Origin of the sequence: Bdellovibrio bacteriovorus (genome assembly GCF_001592745.1) — a bacterium.
In the GTDB taxonomy this organism is placed as follows: Bacteria; Bdellovibrionota; Bdellovibrionia; order Bdellovibrionales; family Bdellovibrionaceae; genus Bdellovibrio; species Bdellovibrio bacteriovorus_B.
On record NZ_LUKD01000001.1, the window covers coordinates 1,847,435 to 1,868,843 of the forward strand.

At 44.9% G+C, this 21,409-nt stretch carries 19 protein-coding genes; 8 read left to right on the forward strand and 11 right to left on the reverse strand.

The genetic code is table 11. The annotated features are described in order from the left end of the window. Positions 1-5: 5 nt before the first annotated feature. The 4 genes from AZI87_RS08900 to AZI87_RS08915 all read right to left on the reverse strand — a co-directional run bounded on the left by AZI87_RS08900 (position 6) and on the right by AZI87_RS08915 (position 6,175). The gene (locus AZI87_RS08900) at positions 6-776 is read right to left on the reverse strand and encodes a LysR family transcriptional regulator (RefSeq protein WP_063206199.1); all 771 of its coding nucleotides are present in this window, start codon (positions 774-776) and stop codon (positions 6-8) included. 12 nt (positions 777-788) lie between these two features. After that, entirely contained in the window at positions 789-2,390 is a 1,602-nt protein-coding gene (locus AZI87_RS08905; RefSeq protein ID WP_253696592.1) for an ABC1 kinase family protein, read from the reverse strand. After that, positions 2,338-4,926 carry a ribonuclease R gene (gene rnr, locus AZI87_RS08910; RefSeq protein WP_063206200.1) on the reverse strand — a complete coding sequence of 863 codons (2,589 nt, stop codon included), beginning with the start codon at positions 4,924-4,926 and terminating at the stop codon, positions 2,338-2,340. The genes AZI87_RS08905 and rnr overlap by 53 nt, the downstream gene beginning before the upstream one ends. Before the next feature lie 169 nt (positions 4,927-5,095). Further along, positions 5,096-6,175 (reverse strand): outer membrane beta-barrel protein, encoded by a 1,080-nt coding sequence (locus AZI87_RS08915; protein WP_063206201.1) that lies wholly within the window; start codon positions 6,173-6,175, stop codon positions 5,096-5,098. Between the two features lie 500 nt (positions 6,176-6,675). On the opposite strand from AZI87_RS08915, the gene AZI87_RS08920 reads away from it, so the two are divergent. After that, on the forward strand, positions 6,676-7,779 hold the full coding sequence (locus tag AZI87_RS08920) for a hypothetical protein (protein ID WP_063206202.1): 1,104 nt from the start codon (positions 6,676-6,678) through the stop codon (positions 7,777-7,779). Between the two features lie 71 nt (positions 7,780-7,850). On the opposite strand, the gene AZI87_RS08925 is transcribed toward AZI87_RS08920, so the two are convergent. Both AZI87_RS08925 and AZI87_RS08930 read right to left on the reverse strand, forming a co-directional pair. Next, positions 7,851-9,491, reverse strand: coding sequence for a methyl-accepting chemotaxis protein (locus AZI87_RS08925; protein WP_063206203.1), 1,641 nt, complete (start codon positions 9,489-9,491; stop codon positions 7,851-7,853). 142 nt (positions 9,492-9,633) lie between these two features. Then, positions 9,634-9,813: a hypothetical protein gene (locus tag AZI87_RS08930; protein WP_063206204.1), complete on the reverse strand. Its 180-nt coding sequence runs from the start codon at positions 9,811-9,813 to the stop codon at positions 9,634-9,636. A gap of 184 nt (positions 9,814-9,997) precedes the next feature. Between AZI87_RS08930 and AZI87_RS08935 the strand changes: the two genes are divergently transcribed. Beyond that, positions 9,998-10,837: an EamA family transporter gene (locus AZI87_RS08935; RefSeq protein ID WP_216635254.1), complete on the forward strand. Its 840-nt coding sequence runs from the start codon at positions 9,998-10,000 to the stop codon at positions 10,835-10,837. A gap of 225 nt (positions 10,838-11,062) precedes the next feature. Beyond that, a complete protein-coding gene (locus AZI87_RS08940; RefSeq protein WP_063206206.1) occupies positions 11,063-11,533 on the forward strand; it encodes a hypothetical protein in 471 nt (156 codons plus the stop codon). A gap of 148 nt (positions 11,534-11,681) precedes the next feature. Here the strand turns inward: AZI87_RS08940 and AZI87_RS08945 are convergent, their stop codons facing one another. Genes AZI87_RS08945 through AZI87_RS08965 form a run of 5 tightly spaced genes read right to left on the reverse strand, consistent with a single transcriptional unit; the run spans position 11,682 to position 17,132 of the window. After that, positions 11,682-12,752, reverse strand: coding sequence for a hypothetical protein (locus tag AZI87_RS08945; RefSeq protein WP_063206207.1), 1,071 nt, complete (start codon positions 12,750-12,752; stop codon positions 11,682-11,684). 21 nt (positions 12,753-12,773) lie between these two features. After that, positions 12,774-13,652, reverse strand: a complete 879-nt coding sequence (locus tag AZI87_RS08950) for an ABC transporter permease (RefSeq protein ID WP_063206208.1) — start codon at positions 13,650-13,652, stop codon at positions 12,774-12,776. After that, on the reverse strand, positions 13,652-14,683 hold the full coding sequence (locus AZI87_RS08955; protein WP_063206640.1) for an ABC transporter permease: 1,032 nt from the start codon (positions 14,681-14,683) through the stop codon (positions 13,652-13,654). The genes AZI87_RS08950 and AZI87_RS08955 overlap by 1 nt, the downstream gene beginning before the upstream one ends. Beyond that, positions 14,680-16,149 (reverse strand): ABC transporter ATP-binding protein, encoded by a 1,470-nt coding sequence (locus tag AZI87_RS08960; protein WP_063206209.1) that lies wholly within the window; start codon positions 16,147-16,149, stop codon positions 14,680-14,682. Before AZI87_RS08960 ends, AZI87_RS08955 begins: the two co-directional genes overlap by 4 nt. Positions 16,150-16,151: 2 nt before the next feature. Then, on the reverse strand, positions 16,152-17,132 hold the full coding sequence (locus AZI87_RS08965; protein WP_063206639.1) for a BMP family lipoprotein: 981 nt from the start codon (positions 17,130-17,132) through the stop codon (positions 16,152-16,154). Positions 17,133-17,395: 263 nt separating this feature from the next. Between AZI87_RS08965 and AZI87_RS08970 the strand changes: the two genes are divergently transcribed. The 5 genes from AZI87_RS08970 (at position 17,396) to AZI87_RS08990 (ending at position 21,376) form a co-directional block, all read left to right on the forward strand. After that, positions 17,396-18,112, forward strand: coding sequence for a Crp/Fnr family transcriptional regulator (locus tag AZI87_RS08970; RefSeq protein WP_041871249.1), 717 nt, complete (start codon positions 17,396-17,398; stop codon positions 18,110-18,112). 132 nt (positions 18,113-18,244) lie between these two features. Then, entirely contained in the window at positions 18,245-18,955 is a 711-nt protein-coding gene (gene tsaA, locus AZI87_RS08975; protein WP_253696598.1) for a tRNA (N6-threonylcarbamoyladenosine(37)-N6)-methyltransferase TrmO, read from the forward strand. A 74-nt stretch (positions 18,956-19,029) separates the two neighbouring features. Continuing rightward, positions 19,030-20,004 carry an isopenicillin N synthase family dioxygenase gene (locus tag AZI87_RS08980; RefSeq protein ID WP_253696689.1) on the forward strand — a complete coding sequence of 325 codons (975 nt, stop codon included), beginning with the start codon at positions 19,030-19,032 and terminating at the stop codon, positions 20,002-20,004. Between the two features lie 129 nt (positions 20,005-20,133). Then, complete coding sequence (locus AZI87_RS08985; RefSeq protein ID WP_063206211.1) at positions 20,134-20,604, forward strand: hypothetical protein; 471 nt, start codon at positions 20,134-20,136, stop codon at positions 20,602-20,604. Positions 20,605-20,611: 7 nt separating this feature from the next. Further along, positions 20,612-21,376: a hypothetical protein gene (locus AZI87_RS08990; protein WP_063206212.1), complete on the forward strand. Its 765-nt coding sequence runs from the start codon at positions 20,612-20,614 to the stop codon at positions 21,374-21,376. Positions 21,377-21,409: the final 33 nt, after the last annotated feature.

Consider the following 21,409-nt stretch of genomic DNA (forward strand, 5'->3'; position numbering starts at 1 on the left):
GGCCTTTAGTCTTCAATCGCTTGCGTAAGATTTTCCCAAAGTACAGGGCTCAGAAGTTCTGAACCAATCATCATCACAGGTTCCGCGTCTTTCGCACGCCCTTTTTTTGCTTCTGTTGGTAAGTGACCTGTTCCGCCATGCTTATCAAACCAAGCTCGGCGCATGGCTAAAGAGTTTGAAACGAAGAGATGAGGATAAGCCTCAAGTTCCTTTTTATTTGCGCGGCCATATTCAAAAGAACTTAAAACGGCGAATTTTTTTGATGATTCAATTCTATCAAGTCTTTGGAATCCAAGCTCTGCCAGGTATTTAAACTTCTGACGTCCCGGGGTCTTTGACGTGAATATCAAATCCAAATTTCCCGAAAGGAAGTTGGCTTCAAGTTCATTTAAATCAAAAATATCCAATGTGATCTTTTTTACGCCCACTTCTTCAAAGCACAAACGAGACGTATTCAGAGCGAAATCCGAAAGTCCTTCTAAGGTTCCGATGTGCAGCTCGCCCACCATTTGATTATTGCTAATGCCTTGAAGTTCGGTTTCGAGGCGGCGAATGGACTTTTCAAAGATTTCAGAAAGCTGAAAAGCCACCGACGTCCAACCCGATTTTCGTTTTGCTGAACGATCTAGAAGAACGATTTTCAGCTCGTCTTCGATTTTTGCGATAATGCGGGAAAGCTGCGGTTGACTTAAACCCACGTGCAAAGCGGCAGCAGATAAGTTCTTAAAGTTGACGGCTTTGGCTAAGACACTAAGTTCGTAATACAACTGCTGCATTCTGGCCTCACACTAAGGTTTACGAATATAATTAAGAAATGAAATCATGCCTAAAAGGCCCGCGATGATATAACCCACGAAGCTCATCATCGGTATTCCTGCGATATGTCTTCCGGTATCGTGTACGAAGATATACGAAGAACTTAAGATCAGCGAGCCGATGATCACGCCTAAGAAAAGTAAATTCGAGGAGCTTTCTACCGAGCGTTTAAGCTCTTTAATTTCGCCCACCTTCAAGCTGAATGAGTGCTCAGGGCTGTTGATCTTTCTTAAAAAGAAATTCAACTGGCGCGGTAAAGAATTTAAAAATGCTTTGGATTCACGAGCCATCTGAGTCATGTCGTTCATAACTCGTTCAGGACCAAAGCGTGTTTTAGCGAGTTCTCCGGCAAATTCTAAAGAGTATTGGAGGAAATCAAAATCCTTATGAATTTTCCGGCCCATGCCCTCGATAGACACGATGGATTTAAAGAAGAGCATCAGGTCCGTGGGAACATGCAAATGGTGTGTCGCCGCGATTCCGGAAGACTTCATCAGGATTTTACCCAAATTGACGTTTTTTAAAGTCAAACCGAAGTAGGGGGCAATCAATTCTCGCAAGTCCTTGGCGAAAAGATCAATATTCACACGGTCGGTGAAAGGGGCTAAGTCCACGTACTCGTAAGCCAGGCGCTCATAGTCCTCTTTAGACAAAGCTAAAAGCATATTTGCGATAGCCGCTTGTGTGCGATTGTTAAGACGACCGACAACACCGAAATCAATCAAACCAATGTGATTGTCCGGCATGATAAAGAAGTTCCCGGCATGCAGATCGCCGTGAAAAAGCCCGTCTTCAAACACCATTTTTAGGTAAGCTCGAAGGCCTCTTCGAATAACTTCGTTAGGATCGATATTTGCTTGTTGTAAAGCGCCTTCTTGGCTTAATGGAATTCCGGCAAGGGCTTCCATGACCAGAACTCGTTCCGTCGTATAATCTAAATAAACTTTCGGGATTTTGATGTGTTCGCTACCCGCGAAATTTTCTTGAAAGCGACGGATGTTATTTGCCTCAACTACGAAGTTTGTTTCTAAATCGAGGGTGCGGAAGTATTCATCGACGATGCCCACCGGATTGTAAGGGCGAGTTTCTGGGATGTAGGTCACCAACAAGTCCGCTAGAAGATAAAGAACATTCAAATCATCGTTGATGGTTTGAATAATACCTGGCCGTTGCACTTTGATAACAACGTCTTCACCTGTGGCTAACCGCGCTTTATGAACCTGGGCGATACTGGCTGAACCCAGAGGTTCAGGATCGATGCTTGCAAACCTTTGATAAAGAGAACTTCCAAACTCTTCGCGAAGAACGGATTCAACCGTTTCAAATTTGAGGGGTTGAACGCGGTCGTGAAGCTTTTCAAATTCAGTGACGTATTCTTCGGGGACAAGATCGGGACGACTGGCTAAAAGCTGGCCTAGTTTGACAAAAGTGGGACCCAGTTCTTCAAAGCTGATTCTCATCCGCTCTGGCATCGAAAAGGCTTCGATGTCAGAGCTTGAGTTTAAGCGCTCGATAATGAACTTACCGAGTTTTACCTTTTCCGCGACCTGATGAAACCCGTGCTTTGCGAACACCCCGACGATCGTTCGAAGTCTCGCCGCGTTTTTTAGTGTTTTGCCGATCTGGCTTCCGGTCTTTAAGGCTGTCACTATTCATCTCCGAATAGTTGTCATTATCACGAAGTTTAGACTGTTCGGCAAACATCAATTTCTTACTGAGCTTGGGCTTGTCTTTAGCAGAGGTCTCTTCGCTTTGACCGCGATATCTCTCTGGACCAAGGATCATGTTCAATAGATCTTGATTCGGTCCGCGCTGTTCGTCGTCCTCGCGAGGCTGCGGTTTAAAACCGTGGGCTCTTTCGGCTTTTTCAATTTTGCGAGCTTGTCCGTCGCGTTCTTGTCGAGTATCCGCAAAGAATCGAGAAGATTGTTTCTTCTGATCTTTCTTAAAGCCTTCTTTTTTGAACGGCTTTTCATCGCGGTCGCGTTTGTGATCACGGTCGCGATCGCGTTCACCACGACCTCGTTCACCACGTTCGCCACCACGATCTTTACGAGCAGAAGTGGACTGCTTGGAGCGATTGTCTTCTCTTTTTCCCGGACGTTGTGGGCGATTTTGCTGGTGTAGTTTCTTAAGGAACTTGTCAGCAGACACTTCAGCGTCGGTCATTTCTTCGTCTTCATCCTCGAGCTCAACGCCTGCAGGAAGGAAGTTGATTTGACCTAGCTCAGGATCAGCGGCGGCCACTTGAATGCGAATCATATCGCCGATGCTATAACTAAAACCGGATTTTCTAGCAACAAGGCGCAGATTTTCCTCGTCATATTCGTAACGGTCTCCGCCAAGATCATCTAAACGAATCAGTCCATCGACATCGTATTCACGCAAAAGAACGAAGACGCCGAATTTTGCAACCGAGCTGATCATACCGTCGAATTCCTGTCCCACGAATTTTTCCATGAAACGGGCTTTTTTAATCGAGTGAATCTGTCTTTCCGCTTTCGTGGAACGTTGTTCAGCTGCAGAAAGAATTGTCGAAGCGGAAGAAAGATCGTCTTCGCTCATCAGGCGATAGCGTGATTGCGGCATCACCTGGTTTTTAATCAAGCGATGAACAATCAAGTCAGGATAACGGCGAATCGGTGAAGTGAAGTGAGTATAGAACTCAAAACCCAGACCGAAGTGGCCCACATTATTCATGCTGTACTTAGCTTGGCTCATCGATCTTAAAGTCAAAATATTCAGAATTTGAGCTTCAGGACGATTTTCAAACTCTTCTAAAGCTTTAGTAAGTCGCTTTTGCAGCTTACCTTGGTTCAATTTAACCTTACCGCCGAAGTTTGCTAGATATTTCTCTAAAAGGGCAATCGCCTGTTCGTTCGGTGGTTCGTGGATACGGTACATAGCCGGGATATTGCGACTTGATAGGAACTTAGCGACCGCCACGTTCGCTGCGAGCATCATTTCTTCAATCAGGCGATGTGAAAAGAGACGCTCTGAACGTTGGATGTCGACGGGAACTCCCGCGCCATCAATGACTAATTCTGTTTCTGGAATTTCTAGATCTAAAGAGCCTTCTTTAAATCTCTTGGCCATTAAGATCTTAGCTAAATCTGCTAAAAGAATGATGTTTCCTTTAACATGACTGAATTTTTCGATGTCGGCGCCATCGATGATTTCTTGCGCTTCACCGTAAGTAACACGCGCTTTACTTTCCATCACGGCTTCATAAAACTTCGAAGTCTTTAGTTCGCCCGTGAAATCAAAAAGCATTTCTGCCACTAGGCACAGACGGGGAACGTGTGGATTTAAAGAACAAAGCCCGTTACTTAGAACCTCTGGTAACATAGGGACGACGTAGTTCGGGAAGTAAACGGAAGTTCCGCGCTCATAAGCATCTTTATCAATAGCGCTGCCGATTTTAACGTAGTGACTGACATCAGCGATGGCGACATAAAGTAGAAAGCCTTCTTCGGTCGTTTCTACGTAAACAGCATCATCGAAGTCCTTCGCAGTTGCGCCGTCGATAGTGATGAGGTTCTTGTCGCGCAAGTCGACGCGGCCTTTGAAATCCTTTTCGTCAGGAAGTTCACTAAAGTGAGAGGCCTCTTCTAAAGTCGCTTTTGAAAACTCTAAAGGAATATTGTTCGAGCGGATAACGCGTTTAATATCTGTTAAAGGATCTAAGGCGTCACCGATGATCTCTGTCACTTTACCCGTGAAGGATTTTCCTTCATCAGGATAAGTAAGAATTTCTGCTGCCACCAATTCTTTATCTTTGGCGTTTAAGGAATCTTCAAGCTTGATCTTAAGGTCTTGCCCCCATCCTTTGCCCTCATCGCGGATGGCGCCCACTCTGTCGTTCATGCGATAGAAGCGGCCTACAACAGTTTTTGTTCCACGATTAAGAACACGGATGATTTCACCGCGGAAACGCTCAGTGCCCTTTTCAGGAAAGACTTCAACGGCCACTTTGTCGTTGGTCATGATTCCTTCCATCGAGTGGCGAGGAATATACACATCAGGATGTTCAGGGTCATCAGGAATAAAGAATCCGAATCCGTCGGGATGTCTTTTGATTGTGCCGTTGAGGAGTTTTTTCTTTTGCATTGTCTAGGCTTACTTCCTTTTCTTTAGGGTAGCACAAGTTCCCGATCGGAAAAGGAGTTTCTTGTTTGTCTTTCGTTCTTGTCGCAGGACCTTCCGAAGACGTTCAAGAGGGAAAGAAAGAATAAAAAAAGGGGCCTCTTGCGAGACCCTTTTTGTTGCAAAAGCTCTTTTAGAAGCTTGCAATCGCGCCCAGCGTGATCATGCTGGCGTCTTTTTTGCTGTTGGCGTTTCCGTCTTCATCAGCAAAAACATCTTCATCTGCTTGATCCATGCGATATTCCGCATAGACTTTAAAGTTTTCTGTCAAAGCGATCTTATCTGTCACTGTCAAAGAATTCACTTTGTCAGCATTTCCATAAGTGGCAAAAGTAACTGGATCTACAAGTTCATTGGCTCCACGAACCATTTCGTAACGTAATGCCAGGTTATGTTGATTCAAACCATAAGAAAGAACTGCACTTGTTGAATCCGCCCAGTGAGCATGTTCGCCATCTGGAGTGAATGTGCGTGAATCATAAGTAATAGCTAAAGAGAAATTGTCTGCGAACTTATAAGCGGCCCAAACGCTGGAAGCCGACTTTTCAACTTTCGCTGTCGCTCCAGAGTCTGTTCCCAAGTAGTAGCCACCGAACCAAGTAAGGTTGCCAAGAACACCTGTTGCTGAAAGCTCTGTCGTTTTAGTTGGCGTGTAATCATCACCCCAAGCGCTGTAAGTAGATTGGTTGTATGTAGAAAGAGTCGCCGTCAACCAGTCACCTGCGATATAGCGAAGACGCAATCCTTCACCGTATCCCGGAACGATGGATTGATATGCGATCGTATTATTATAAGTCGAGTTTTCAGACTTTAATAAGGACTCATAACCCATTGTAGTTAAGAAACGACCAAAACCGATGTGAAACTGAGAGGTCACTTTATAATAAGCTTCGATTTGATCCAAAGTGCCCAAGTTGTAAGTTGTTTTACCTTCAGCAGGAGTCGTTGTTGTAACTACCGCAGTTGGTACATAAGCAAGTCGAGCCAAGAAGTTGATTTGATCCGTTTCTTTTTTAAGAAGGATCTGAGCCGAGTTAAGACGGTAAGTTTCATTCGTTGCCGCACCCGTGTTTGGGATGCCGTTGTCCTTTGTAGACAAAAAGTTATAATCAAATGCCACTTCACCATTTACAGTGATTCCGGCAAGGTCTGCAGCGTGTGCATTTGCACTCGCAATTAAGCATCCCAACATGACGACTCTCAAAAGTTTCACATGAACTCCTTTATATAGGTTCTGAGTATTTCAGTGCTGAAAAGGATATGACCTAGGTCCAGTTTCTGTAACGTAAAAAGATATAAACTAGACCATGATCTAGTGCGCCAACTCTAAATTGAAATTTCGCGTCAAATGTCCAAATCCGGTATTTAAATTGGACCAAGAAACGGTAGCGAAATCGCATCACTAAAAATTTTTCGGGGAAATTTTCGAACACTCTTCCTTGCGATGAAATCCACAACTGTTGCGGATTTCATCGAAATAAAAAGTTCGAAAAAATCGTATCAAAAAAAAGAAAAAGGAAAGAGCACGACCTGTGGATTTGAAACCACAGGATGAAACTTATTGATGAGTTTTTCGGTGATGAGGAAAGGCTCGTAAAATTTTTGTTGTTGATCTTGGACTAGCTCATCATTAGCATTTTTTATGTAAACGGTTACAACTTTTAATGGATTTAAAAGAGTTCTAAGATTGCAACGAAACGAAAGGATGCAACAATGAAAAAACTTTTAGTAATGGCAGCTGTGACAGTTGCGGCTACTAACGCGTTCGCGGGTGTAAAACTCGTTGTACGTTCTGACTATGTTAACACTCCAGCTTACGACGCTGCTAACGGCGCCGAAACAGCTGGAACTTCTCTATTCAAGCCTGAAGTTGCTCGTCTATACCTAACTGGTATGGTTGGTGATGCTACAATCGACGCTGGTTTGAATCTTCGTCAATTCGTAGTTGAAGACGATACTTTGTCTGGTCCACAAAAAGTGATGACTGTTGATAAGTTCGTTGAACACTTGACTATCTCTAAGCCAATGGGTGATTTCACTTTCACTGCTGGTAAAATGTGGATGAATGTTGGTGGTTTCGAGCGTCGTGCATTCTACGATGGCGATACTTACCTTACTTCATTGGCTAACGGTGGCGAAGGCGGTCGTCTTCTTGGTGCGACTCCTGGTTCTGAGAATGAAGGTTCAGTTGTAACTCCTGAAAATATGTCTGGTGTTGCTGCTGCTTACACTATCACTCCAGATCATAAAGTTGAGTTCCAATTGGCTAACCAAACTAACTCAGACAGCGATCTTTTGACTTCTGTTAACAAGCGCCACACTATGGGCTTGGCATACTGGGGTTCATTTGCCGATAAAATGGTTCAAACATACTTGAGCTACACTATCGGTGCTGCTGATACAGTTGCTGCTGGTCACGAACAAACTTTCATTGGTGCTGGTTTCCGCTTGGCTCCAATGGAAAATTTGACTGTTGATCTTGAGTACCTTGCAAACTCTGATAAAGAGAACGTAGGTGACACTAAGTCTGAAACTACATCTACTTTCGTAGAAGCTCGTTACAAAATGGGTATGTGGGTTCCAGTTCTTAAGTACGAAATGTCTACAGACAAAGCTGCTGACGAAGACAACTTCAAGCGTGATGCTTGGGCAGTTGCTTTGGAAGTTGTTCCAAAAGCTGAAGATGCTTTCCGTTACCACGTAGCTTACACTTCTATCAAAGACAAAGACTTTGATGGCGCTCTTGCTGGTGCAGAAGATACAACTAAGAGCATGATCACTGTTGGTTTCAAATACGTTGGCGACATCGTTAAGTAATTGAAGCTTCACTCATGTGAAACTAAAAAGCCCAGGGAAACCTGGGCTTTTTTTATTCGTACATCTTTTATCTAGAACCCGTCGGTTGTTCCAACCTTAGCTCTGGGTTCATCCTCATTATCAAATGGAATCACCTCTGCGGCCTCCGTTGGCTTCGCTGCTTTTTGCGGTGGTTTGAACTTAATCACCTTTGAGCCTGCAGCTTGAGGAGCTGGCTTCTGTTTCTTCGCGTCCGCTTTGACTTCGGAAGGGCCCGTAACTTCTGTCTGACCCGTGACGTAGCCATTCAGGTCTTTCACTAATAACTGCATCTGATTGGATTGCGACGAAATTTCTTCTGCCGTCGATGCAATTTCTTCAGAGGAAGCTGCATTTGACTGTGAGCCCTGATCCAACTGGTTCATGGCTTTATTAATTTGCTGAATGCCGGTTGTTTGCTCAGAACTTGCTGCAGAGATCTCATTATTCAGGTCAGACACCTTCTTGATTGAAGTGACGATATTATTTAAGACGGCTCCCGAGCGATCAGCGATCTCGGTCCCGTTTTCAATTTTTTCGACCGAGTCCTTAATAAGACTTGTGATGTCTTTTGCTGCGGAAGCCGATCTTTGCGCCAAAGTACGAACGGCATCAGCTACTACGGCAAAGCCCTTACCTTGTTCTCCCGCGCGAGCCGCTTCGACAGCAGCGTTCAAAGCCAACAAGTTTGTTTGGAAGGCAATGTCGTCGATAACATTGATGATCTCTTCAATTTTTTTAGAAGATTGAGATATATCATGCATCGAAGTCACTAGATTTTTGATCTCACGCTCACCATCTTCGGCGGCGGTACGAGATGTTACTGCAAGGCTTGCAGCCTGTTTTGCATTGTCCGAATTCAACTTCACCATGGAAGTCATTTCTTCCAAAGAAGCAACGGTTTCTTCCAGTGAGGCGGCCGAAGATGTTGAAGCTTGTGATAGACTTTGTCCGGCAAGCGACAATTGATTAATAGCTTGGTTTACTTGAGTGCCTGCATCTGAAAGTTTGTTCACGACCATGCTTACGCGTTTGCTTAAGGCGTTGGCCACGAATAATAAGATACCAAACACCAACACCGCCGAGACGCAGCCGATAATTGCGAGCAAGGTTAAAGCCTTCTTCGTCTCAGCTTTTTGAAATTCGTTTTTTTCTTTGGCCATCTTTTCATAGAGGCTGATGATCTCGCCCGCCGTCTTTTTGATCGTAGTCGAATGAGCTAGATAAGGACCGCCCGTCATCATTTCGCGCGCTTTAAGAAGTTCTTCGTCGGTGCCCGTATCAAGAATCGCGATGAATTTATTAACTTCGGCGATATATTCCGCATTTAAATGCTTCATGTTGGCATAAATCTCTGCTTCGCCAGGTTGAAAACTATTTGCTTCGTATTCTGCGATGGCGTCTTCATATTCTTTTACGGCTATGCGGGCTTTCTTAACATAGTCTCCACGATGTTTTGGGACATCTTTATTAGCCATCGACCCCCAGAGATACTGGCCAATGCGCGCACGAGCTCCTTCAATATCATCCACTGCTTTAAGGTTTGGAATAATATTCACGTAGGCATCATTGAGCAGGCCCCCTAAAGAAGTGAAGCTTGCATAAGAGATGTAGCCAAGAGCGATGAATCCAAAAAGAGGAATCACTGCAGAGAAGAACAACTTACCTTTAATACCACGAAGCCACGATTTCATTTCAACCGACCTGTTTTTATGTAATGGGTTTGCTGAGGTGCCCAATTATCTCGGTTAAAAAATGGAAATTCTTAAGGATGTTGGTAGGGGAAATGAAGGAATGGATGTCTTAGAATGAGGCGTTCATATTCCGCCGCAGATATTAGCGAGCACCTGTGTAAGTAGAAGTTGTAGCAGTTTTAACAACTTGAGTTTGAGTTGCAGGAGGATTTGTGTGGCTGAAACGACCACCAAGATCTTTGTGGTCACATTTAGTACCTGCGAAAGAAGAAGCTGCTGACAAAGTGATGATTGCTGCTGTGATGATTTTTGTGATTGTCATTTTGAACTCCTTCGTAACAAGTTGTATATCTATCCCTAGTGCGAGGAATGTGCCAAAAATTGTGACTTGCTTTGAGAATGCTTGATCGACACTTCAATCACTTAGAAGTTTCGTTTCTCAGAGTGGGATCGCAGTGACAGTCGGTGACCGACATCGCGCGCCACTGTATAAGGAGTAGTCGATCTTGAACTCGCTGTATTCGTCTTTAGGTCTTCTTTTAATCGCCATGTTTTCGATTCAATTCGGAGCATCTTTCGCGAAGCAACTCTTCCCACTGGCGGGTGCGGCCGGAGCAACAGCTTTGCGCGTTTTCATCTCGGCCCTGATACTTTCTGTCGTCGCAAAAATTTGGAAACATAAGATTTCCAAAAAAGAGATTCTTCCCGTCGCCGCGTACGGAATCTCTTTAGGTGCGATGAATCTTCTATTTTATTTTTCGTTAGAACGAATCCCTCTTGGTATCGCTGTCGCCGTCGAGTTCGTGGGACCATTAAGTGTCGCATTGTTCGCTTCGAAAAAATCCTGGGATATTTTATGGGTGGCCTTAGCTGGGGTCGGTATCTATATGTTATTGCCAGTAGCCTCTTCTTCAGAAAGTCTTGATGGACTCGGAGTTTTCTTAGCACTTGCGGCTGGATTTTTCTGGGCACTTTATATTGTCTTCGGAAAAAAGATCTCCAAAGCGACAGGCAGCTTACAGACAACAAGCTGGGGAATGTGGTTCGCCGCCTTAGTCACAGTTCCCGCTGGCTTCATTTTCAACGGAGAACAGATTCTAGACCCCTCACTACTACCGATGGGCCTAGGAATCGCACTTCTTTCAAGCGCGATTCCTTATTCTTTGGAAATGAAAGCCATGACGAACATTCCCACGAAAACATTCGGGATTCTAATGAGCATGGAGCCCGTCGTTGCCATATTCGCTGGATTTGTGATGTTGAATGAGTCTTTAACGCTGACTCAATCTTTTGCTGTTGGCTGTATCATCATCGCATCAGCAGGGAGTACTGCCACGGCAAAATAACCCAAGTTATTATAACTAAGTTAACGTTTGCTCAAATCCTTTGAAAATGAGGCTTTCACGCACTTCCAGTTCAATCGGGATTCTTACTGTTTCAATCTGAGACCCGACTACCGATATAGGGCTCCTGTCGTTTTACTAAACACTGAGAGCCCTGCTATTTCATTTTAACGTGGGTACAGCCTTCGCAATTCTTCGAATTGGATAAAATCCACGAGGAGAGAATTTATGAAAAAGCGTGTTTTGTTGGCAATGGCTGTGATTATGGTTTTGGGTTCTGTTAAAGCGATGGCGGAAGAGGTGGATGACATCTCTTTGATGATCACAGAAGGCAAAATTGCGGCAGCTGAAGCGGCGGCGGCAAGTGACCGTTGTTTGGAATGTGAAATGAATATTCCAGGAAAATTGGATGCTGCCGAACTCAATATGAACTTAATCACGATTGAAACTCAAATCAAAGAAATGGAAAAAATGCAGGACGAAATCAGCGACATGGAGAATACCAACGGCCTGATGAGTGCATTGGGACAAACTATCACTACTGCTGAGGCGGTTCGTAAAGAGATCGATCGTTCAGCTGATTTGGATAAGTCTCGTCAGTTAGTTGGCGAACTTACGAAAACAATCAGAGAATTCAAGGCGCAACTTCCAAGCAACCAAATCCGTGGTTTGAAAGTTCATCACGAATTGTCTTACTAATTCACTTCCCTTCAAAAAAAGAAAAAACCCGGTCTTCTCGGCCGGGTTTTTTTCTTTGTCTTTCGGACTGCTTAAAATTTTCAAATCTTAGCTACTATCGCTACCGGTCACCTAGCAGAGTGAAAGGGCTTCGATTTCACCGAGAAATCTATTTCTTCTCTGTAGCAGCTTCCGGAGTGATGTAATCTGGCGCTACGAAGTCCACAGTGAATGGATACTTATACGATTTGTAAGCACCGATCTTCGGGCGACCGGCGCTGATATAGGCTTCGTCCCACAGGTTGGCTAGCAAAACAGCTCCACGGGCCATTTCAGTCACGATTAAAGGTTTCATTTTTTTGAAAGCGACAGAAGCAGGTTCCCTTTCGGCAGCGGTCTTCAGTTCCATGCCTTTTTCTTTTTTAAGCTCGGATTTCTTTTTGATTGGATCTAGTTTCAAGATTTTCGCGATCTCTTTATTGGAAATCACACTTAAAACCTTCATCTTTTCAATCGTGGTCTTTGGTTTCAAGAACTCTGGATTTTTCATTGCACGAGCTTCTTTTAGAACCAAAGCATCTAGGTCCCCATCGAATTCCCCAACCACAGAATCTTCGAAGTAAGCATGAATGCCACCGTGACCTGCGGCATATCCATCGTAGTCAGCGGAAGTATGGAACGGTTGAGAGTTATCACCCACAAAGTGTCCCATCAAACCCATTGATACGATCATTTGATAAGCCAACTTGTTGTAAGGAAGCTCGTTGTTCTGTTCTTCTTTGAAATTTGCAGGAGGAGTCGCTAACGCAAAATCTTTTTGCAGTCCTGCGATAATGCGCATGAACTGATCGGCTCTCCACCAAGAAGAACCAAATTCTTGAGGGATGGATTTAATTGTTGATCCATCATTTTTAAATTTGTTCGGCTTTCCCGTGAAATCGGCCTGCAATTTTTTGAAATCAACAGGGATGTCCTTCACATCAAGACCAATGACTTCAATGTCGATGAAGTGAGTCGGATTTCCAAGTTGATTGGCTTCGCCACCTAAGCTCTTCCAATAAAAGTCAGGCATGTTGCAAAGATGACCCATCATTTGCGGTTTGTTTTTTAAATACTCTTTTAGTCCTGGCTCTTTCACAAGGAAACTCGCCGCGCGACAGACAGCATCGTGACCACGGCCTCCCCAAGCCAAAGCTTGAGTCGATGTTGCCATCAATAAAACAAGAAGAAGACTTTTCATGGAAACCTCTCTTTTAAAAAACTAAAACCCTTCGCGACCCAAAGCCTTCGGAGCACGGCTTTTACCGATGAAACCCGCCAAAGCAATGATAGTCACAAGATAGGGAAGAATTTGAACAAACTGAACAGGAATTTCGCTTTCGCCGAAACGCACGCCCTGCAAACGGATCTGAACTGCGTCGGCAAAAGCAAAAAGTAAGCAGGCGGCCAAAGCGGGAAGTGGCTTCCACTTACCAAAGATCAAAGCTGCTAGCGCCATATAGCCGCGACCACTCGTCATCATGGGTGAGTAAGCTGAAGACAAGAATAAAGAAAGACTTGCGCCACCCCACGCGGCAAACATGCCGCTAAAACAAACCGCAGTCCAACGGACTTTACGTACACTTACGCCACTAGCGAGCAAAGCTTCGGGATGTTCGCCAGCAAACAAAAGCCAAAGACCTGAGCGAGATTTGTAAAGCCAAAACGCAACAAGCCCCACCAGAACGAAGGCCATAAGCAAAGGCTCAAAAGTAAAACGATCTTCCACCAACAAAGCTGGCGTCGTGCCCGTTGAGTTATAAAGAATCTTCGTCAGAAACGGAATTACACCCATCGCCAGTAAATTGAACGCCATACCAGTCACGATCTGGTCCGCCTTCAATTCAATAACGAACAATGCATAAAGAGCACCGACTATAAGACCTGCAATCAAGGCCGCGCCCCAACCCAGCCATGCCGAAGCAAAGTATTGTCCGGCAACGGCTCCCGCGAAAGCTCCAAAAAGCATGAAGCCTTCCAATGCGATGTTCACGATTCCAGAGCGTTCACTCATCAAACCACCGGTCGTTGCAAAGATAAGTGGTGTCGCTAATCTTAATGTCGCAAATACCAAAGCTAAAATAAGAGAGAGTGATTCCATTATGACTTCCTCTTACGGTTTTTCTTCAACCATTCCCAGTAAGCTTGTCCAGCTACGCCCAGAATGATGAAGGCTTGAATAATACGAGAAAAATCACGGGTGATCGTGGAGGTTTCTAAATCCAGATCCGAGGCCCCCTTGTGAAGGGCTCCCATCAAGAAAGCGGCCGCAATAATTCCTAAGGGATTGTTATTCGCAAGCAAAGCCACGGCGATTCCAATGAATCCATAGTCAGGAGAAAAACCAATACGATATTGGCCGGCACTGCCTAAAACCTCAGACAACGCAACACAGCCCGCCAAAGCGCCACCCAATGACATAGCGATCATCCGCATTTTCTTTTCAGAAATTCCCGCGCGATGAGCTGCTTCAGGATTGGAGCCGACCGCCCGCAATTCAAAGCCCCACGTGGTTTTCCAGAGAAATATCCACATCAAGATCGCAAACACAATCGCAAATCCCAAAGAGGCATTCGCTGGAGTATCTGGGAAAAGACGGGCAATCAAATCATAGTCTTTAAACATATAGTTCGCCGACACCATCGCCGTTTCTGGGCTTTGCGAGTTCGGATTCGGAATCACTTTCAATGTGAACCAACTCGCAAGACCAGCGGCGATAAAGTTCAGCATAATCGTAATAATAACTTCGTGACTGCCGCGAACGGCACGCAGCCACCCAGCAATCCAGCCCCAGAAACCTCCGACAAGAAGAGCGGCCATAAAAGCCAAGGCAGGAGCTAAGGGAAATGGAACTTGCGGCAGTAAAATACCGACAGCCGCCGCCGTCACCACGGCCATAGTTAACTGACCTTCAGCGCCGATGTTGAATAGTCCTGCATGAAAACAAATCGCAACGGAAAGCCCGCAGAAAATGAGCGGAGTCGTATAGGAAAGAGTCAGACCCAAATCATACATGGAGCCAAAGGCACTGCGCATGAGGATCATAAAGATGTTCCAAGGGTTCTCACCTGCGAAGAATGTCAAAAGCAGGGCGGCCACTAAGCCTATGGCAAATCCAATCAAACGTTTCAATTGCCACATCCCATCGCTTTACCCAAAGCGATTTCATCAAATTGCGCGCGCGTAAATTCTTTCACGAGGCGGCCTTTATAAAGAACGACGATGCGGTCTGAAAGCGCCATCAATTCATCCAACTCGGATGAAATTAAAAGAATTCCAGCCCCTTCATCTCGAGCTTTGCGAAGCTCATTGTGAATGAACTCAATAGCGCCGATGTCAACTCCACGAGTCGGTTGCGCCGCCACAATCACTTGAGGGTTTTGCAACAAAGCACGTGCGACCACGAGCTTTTGTTGATTTCCACCGGACATCTTTTCAAAGGGAAGATGAGCATTGTGCGGGCGGATATCATATTTACCCATGATGTCTTTGGTTCTTTGTAAGATCTCTTTTGTCTTAAGGAAAATTCCCTTAGCAAAAAGCGATGTCTTATGCTGGCCCAAAATGAAATTTTCGTACACGGGGCGCGAAGGCAAAACTCCAAAGCGCAAGCGATCTTCCGGGAAAGAGCCTACGGAACCCAAGGTCGTTACTTTTCCAGTGAAAGATTCCAAAGCGCGCTGATCTAAAAGAGCGCGAATAAGAACATCTTGTCCGTTTCCTTCAACACCGGCAACGCCGACAATTTCACGAGCGTGAACAGAAAGTTGGATGTCTTCAATTCCGTGAGTGCCCAGTCGACCCGAAACGGATTCGAAACGTAAAACCGTTTTAGCAGCTTCAATCACGCTGCTTCTTTCTTGTGGCTTCTGAATGCGGCGGCCGACCATCATTTCGGCAAGCTCTTCGGCATTGGTTTCGCGAGTCCACTTATGACCCACGATGTGGCCCGCGCGGAAAACTGTCACGGAATCAGTCAACGCCATCACTTCTTTGAGCTTGTGAGTGATAATAAGAATAGTTTTACCTTCTTCCCGCAGGCGAAGAAGATTGGCAAAAAGATCTTGGACTTCTTGAGGAGTAAGAACTGCCGTCGGCTCATCAAGGATTAAAATCTCGGAGTCTTGAGAAAGAATTTTTAGAATTTCCAGTCGCTGTTGCTCTCCGACAGAAAGATCTTCTACTTTCGCATCGAGGTTGATCTGAAAGCCATAACGATGTGCGATTTCTTCCAGACGATTTTTTTGTTCAGCTCTAGGAAGAAGTGAAAACGCGGAACCTTTTTGTTGTAGGAGAATATTGTCTAAGGCCGTGAAAGGCTCAGCCAACATAAAGTGCTGATGAACCATCCCGATTTTTGCAGCCATGGCATCAATAGGAGACTGAAAGTGAACTTGCTGTCCGTTCACAAAAATATCGCCCTCATCAGGGCGATACATGCCAAAGAGGATTTTCATGGCTGTTGATTTGCCAGCGCCATTTTCGCCAACGATGGCATGGATGGCACCGCGTTCGACAAAGAAAGAGATATCCGTATTGGCGCGGACTTCGCCGAAGGATTTAGAGACTCTTTTAAACTCGAGGGCTGGAACTGACATCACTATTTCTTTTTATAGTAGTCAGGAACAGAAATTTGTCCCGCGATGATTTTCTTTTTGATCTCTTCTACTTTCTTTTTCATATCAGGCGTGATCAGTTTTTCATTGTATTGATCGAGCGTGTAGTCGACACCTTTGTTTTTCAGACCATAACGAATGATTCCGGGAGTAAACTTTCCTTCGTTCGTTTCCTTGATCGTGTCATACACGGCCACGTCGACCGCTTTCATCATACTTGTCAAAATCACGCCCGGCTTGATCCAGTTCTGATTTGAATCAACTCCGATCGCCAACTTCTTCTTTTCTTCCGCAGCATCAAAGACACCCGTATTTGATGCCCCCGCAGCCACGAAGATCACATCCGTGCCGGAAGCCATTTGTGAAAGCGCAAGTTCTTTGGCCTTCGCAGGATTGTTCCAAGCTTCGCCCGTAACACCGATATAGTTTTCTGTGATTTTAATTTTTGGATTTACGTATTTCGCGCCCGCAGCGTAACCCATGGCGAATCGACGAATTAAAGGAATATCCATTCCTCCCACATATCCAACCGCCCCGCTTTTTGATGCCATCGCAGCAAGAGCGCCGACAAGAAACGACCCTTCGTGTTCTTCAAATAACAAAGAGCGCACGTTAGGAAGACTGACTTCAGAATCAACGACAGCAAACTTTACTTGTGGAAATTGGGGAGCCACTTTTTTAACAGGCTCTTTTTGACCGAATCCAATTCCGATCACTAGATCAAAATTTTTACGAGCAAATGAGCGAAGAAGATTTTCAATGGCGTTGGTGTCGGTGGCTTCGACATATTTCAATTCAATTTTAAAATCTTTTTCCGCTTTTGTAGCTCCGATGTAAGCAGCAGAGTTAAAAGATTTGTCGTCTTTACCGCCCTTATCTAACACCAAACCGACTTTAAGCGTTTTAGCATGGGAAACTATGTTAAAAGACAAGATTAACAGGGTGGTAAGGATCGTTTTTAACATCATCTGAGCCCCTCAGAATCATCTAACTTGGCTGCGTTTTGGCAGCGATTAAGCGATTGATATCACAAAAAAATCTTAAAATTTATGTGAGGCAGAAGTTAGGAGAGGTGGCAATGTGAGTCAAGTCAAAAGCTTGTTAGCCCCTTAACAGGAGCCCGTTACAAGTAAGTTATGTCGAAATTTCAATTAGGCACTTGTTTAAAGCCAGTTTAGGATCGACCTAAACATTTAACCCAAAGAAGAAAGTGCGGAGGAAATAGAGTATGGAATCTCAGACAATACTCAACGGCGGAGTAAACTCCCTTGGTTTTATGGGCAATCAAAACTTAAACATTCCAAATACTTCAAGCGTTCCATATGAAGTGATTCACTTGAAGGAAGAAGAAATGATTTATAAAGAAGGGGAGCCGGCGAAGGGTCTGTACTATGTGCAATCTGGCTGTGTCAAAGTTGTAGTGAACCGCTCGCATGCACGCGGACGCACAACTACGAACGAGTACGTCACTAAGCTTGTTTCACCAGGCGAATATTTTGGCTACAAAGCACTGGTTAAAGGAGCTCCTGTTCAATCTCATGCGAAGGCTGTTAAATCGACAGTATTGTGGTTGTATCCACGCGAATTGATTCAAGTCGCAATGGCTCAAGCAAGCCCATTGATTAAACTTCTTTTGAATCAAGCAGTGAATGACCTTGAGTCTTTCGAAACAACAAGCCAATTGCATTATTTGGCGTCAGTTCAAGAGCGTATCGCTTACCAGCTTGTGTTGCTTTCTGACAAATTTGGTGTGCAAACGCCAAACGGTATCTCTTTGAATCTTAAACTGACTCGCAATGAATTCGCTCAACTTGCTAGTACAATCAACGAATCATTGTCTCGTCACCTGACTGAGTTTAAAAACGAAGGTCTAATCGATTTGAACGGTAAAGAGATCATCATCAAGAATAAAGAAGGCTTGATGAGAAGATCTGGCAATTTCTAATTTGCCGATTCAGCAAAACCACAGCAGCAAAAAGCCCTTGTCTCTAAGACACGGGCTTTTTGTTTTCTGACCCTGTGCTCAGAGTGAAAGTCCTTGACGCAAGGCGATTCGAAAAGTTACTGCCTACTCCACATGATGGAACCTATTGGCTATTTAGAATCCTGTTTTCGAGATAAATTCGGCACTCCCAGACAACCCGGTTTGGTGAAGAAGGCGTGGGCGCGTTTGAAGATTCGCGCGGACTTACAGCCCGAGGAGTCGTTGCAAGGCCTTGAAGGCTTCAGTCATGTTTGGCTCGTGTGGGTTTTTCATCAAAATAAAACGGCTCGTTATCATGCGAAAGTTCATCCTCCTCGCTTGGGAGGAAAAACCATGGGGCTTTTCGCAACCCGCAGTCCTCATCGTCCCAACCCCATTGGCCTTTCACTGGTAGAGTTGATCGCAGTGGAAAAAGACGGCATCGTCGTTTCCGGAGCGGACCTTGTTGATGGCACTCCGATTTTAGATATCAAGCCGTACCTTCCCGAAGTCGAAGCGATCCCAGAGGCACGCACGGGATGGCCCGCAGAAGTGGCCAAAGAAGAGATCCATGTAGAATTTACCGAGCACGCAGAAAACGTCATGCGTGAATGGGAAAGTCGCAATCCTGACAAAGCTCTTCGTGAAATTGTCGTGGGTACGCTGCAATTGGACCCGCGTCCTGTGATTTACCGCGGTTACGAGGAAAAAGAGTCCCCGTATCGCAGTGAACATGCGGTCCGTTTATTCGATGGAGACATTCATTTTAAATTCGAAACCCCCACCCTCGTTCGAGTATTAGATATTCTTTTTACGCATAATTAGTTGCTGTTGCCTTTTATTTGCGCACCTTGCTAGATTCGCTGTGAACCTAACAACGGAGGAATATCGTGAGAACAATGGAAACGGCTTCTCATTCTGAACAAAGCACTCTTCGTAAAGTTCCGACACTGAGCCTTGCAAGTTATACTAAGGGCACAGATGCAGACCGCGCGAAGTTTATCGACAGTCTTTTTACAGGTCTAAAAGAATATGGCTTCATCATTCTTAAAGATCACAACGTGAAAGCTGAAGACCTTCACAAAGCTTACGATATCCTAAAAAGATTCTACTCTCTTCCTACAGACGTAAAAAAATCTTACATCTCTCCGAAAGCGGGCTTCCAACGTGGTTACACGCCATTTGGTCAAGAACACGCTAAAGATTCTCCCGTGATGGATCTTAAAGAATTCTGGCACGTGGGCCGTGTTCTTGAAGAAGGCAATGCTTTAAAATCTGTTTATCCAGAAAATGTATGGCCTACAGAAATTCCTGAATTCAAAACTCACTTCACAGCACTTTATAATGCGCTTGAAGAAGCAGGTAACGTGATGCTTGAAGCATTGACGATGCCTTTGGAAGTTGAAAAAGACTTCTTCGCAAAAATGACGAAAGATGGAAACTCGATCTTACGTCTTCTTCACTATCCACCAATTCCAGAAGGTGTTGATCCTCGTTGCGTAAGAGCAGCAGCTCATGAGGACATCAACTTCATCACGATTCTTCCAGCAGCCACAGCTTCTGGTTTGCAATTGAAAGACCGCGATGGTCAGTGGTTGGATATTGATTCTGAACCAGACACTTTGATTGTCGACGTGGGTGATATGTTGGCGCGTTTGACGAACGATGTTCTTCCGTCCACAACTCACCGAGTGATCAATCCTCAAGACGGTACAAACCAAAGCCGTTACTCAATGCCGTTCTTTATGCATCCACACCCTGAAGCTATGTTGAGCTGCTTGCCATCTTGTAAAGGGACAGGTGCAAAATACGCTGATATCACTGGTCATGACTTCTTGATGCAGCGTTTGCGCGAGATCGGTCTTATTAAGTAAGACATTTCTTGTCACCAAAACTGAAATCACTTCAAGAAGGGGATCTGTAAAGATCCCTTTCTTGCATTTTAAGGGTCACATTTACTATTAAGAACATGTCTATCACGAAGATCCATGCAGGGGGATGTCATGAGATATTTTGTGTTTTTGATGATGGTTTTGGTCAGCTTGTGGTCCGTGCACTCTCAAGCCGTCGACAATCAAATGAGTTTTCGTATTCGTGAGCTGGCTCCGAATCAGTACGAATACTCTTCACTCTGGAATCCGGTCACGCAGGAAGCTCTTTTAAGAGTGGGACTGGTGGTTGACCAAATTGATCCGGTATTAATTGGTAGAGACATTTCGTTTTCTTCTGCCCGCAAGGCCGAATTCATCGCAAAAGATTGGCCCGAGCTGGGCGAGGACTGCAAAGTCGTTTCCGATTGGCATTTTGATTATTCGCCCGGCTTACCACATTATTTGATGTATATGACATTGCAAGGTCCAGGTTGTGAACGTGTGGCACATCTGTTTGACTATCTACACGTTCGATTGCGCTTCATCGGTGTTTCGCTTCTGAATTTTGAACCCGTTGACGTTGCCGTCGAGATCAGTCGATAGTTAAGGAATGCACAAACGAAATATTGCCATTCTTATCGTCGCTATTATTATCGGGCTTCTGATTTTCTTTTACCTGAAGCCCGCGAACACTCCCGAAGAGCCTTCGGTGAACCCTGAAAGTATGGGAACAATTCCTCCGGAAGCCTCGCGTGCGAATAAGGCGACACCACCGCCACCTGTGGATGTGGCCGTGCCGACAGGAACCGCTGCTGGATTTCTTCCAACAAATATGGAAGATCCAAAAAAGTTCGAGGCCTACCAAAAGCATATTCAAGAGATGGCGGTTTGCTTGAATATGAAAGTGCAGCCTTTGGATTCACAAGCTGAAATTAATTTCGACAATCTTAACAAAGCAATTTCCGCAGATCTGGGTGATATCGTCGCGCAAAGTGATGAGTGGTTCACGACGGATATTCGTACACCTGCGGGCGAAGTTCGCCGCATCTATGTTGAAAATACAAACACGGCCAGTGGGGAGCCCACTCGCACTTTGAAATATTCCGTGATGGAAGCAGGGGGCACCCAAAGAGAAATTCCCTTAGCGGCAGAGCAAACCAACAATCCTACTGATACATTGATCGCGACGTTAGAATCCGATGGAAGCATTGTCGGTAAAGCAAACTCACGTCGTATCTTTTATCAAAATGGTGACGATTTATTGTTGGTGGAAAGAGACGGAAAGATCTATTCTTTTGAACTTCCTCACGACGGAAAGATCTTTAACTGCACGGGAGCTGATTCCGCAGTCACTATGTCATGCACGTGTAAGTAATTTTGAGAATTTAAAAATAAAAAGGCGAGGTCA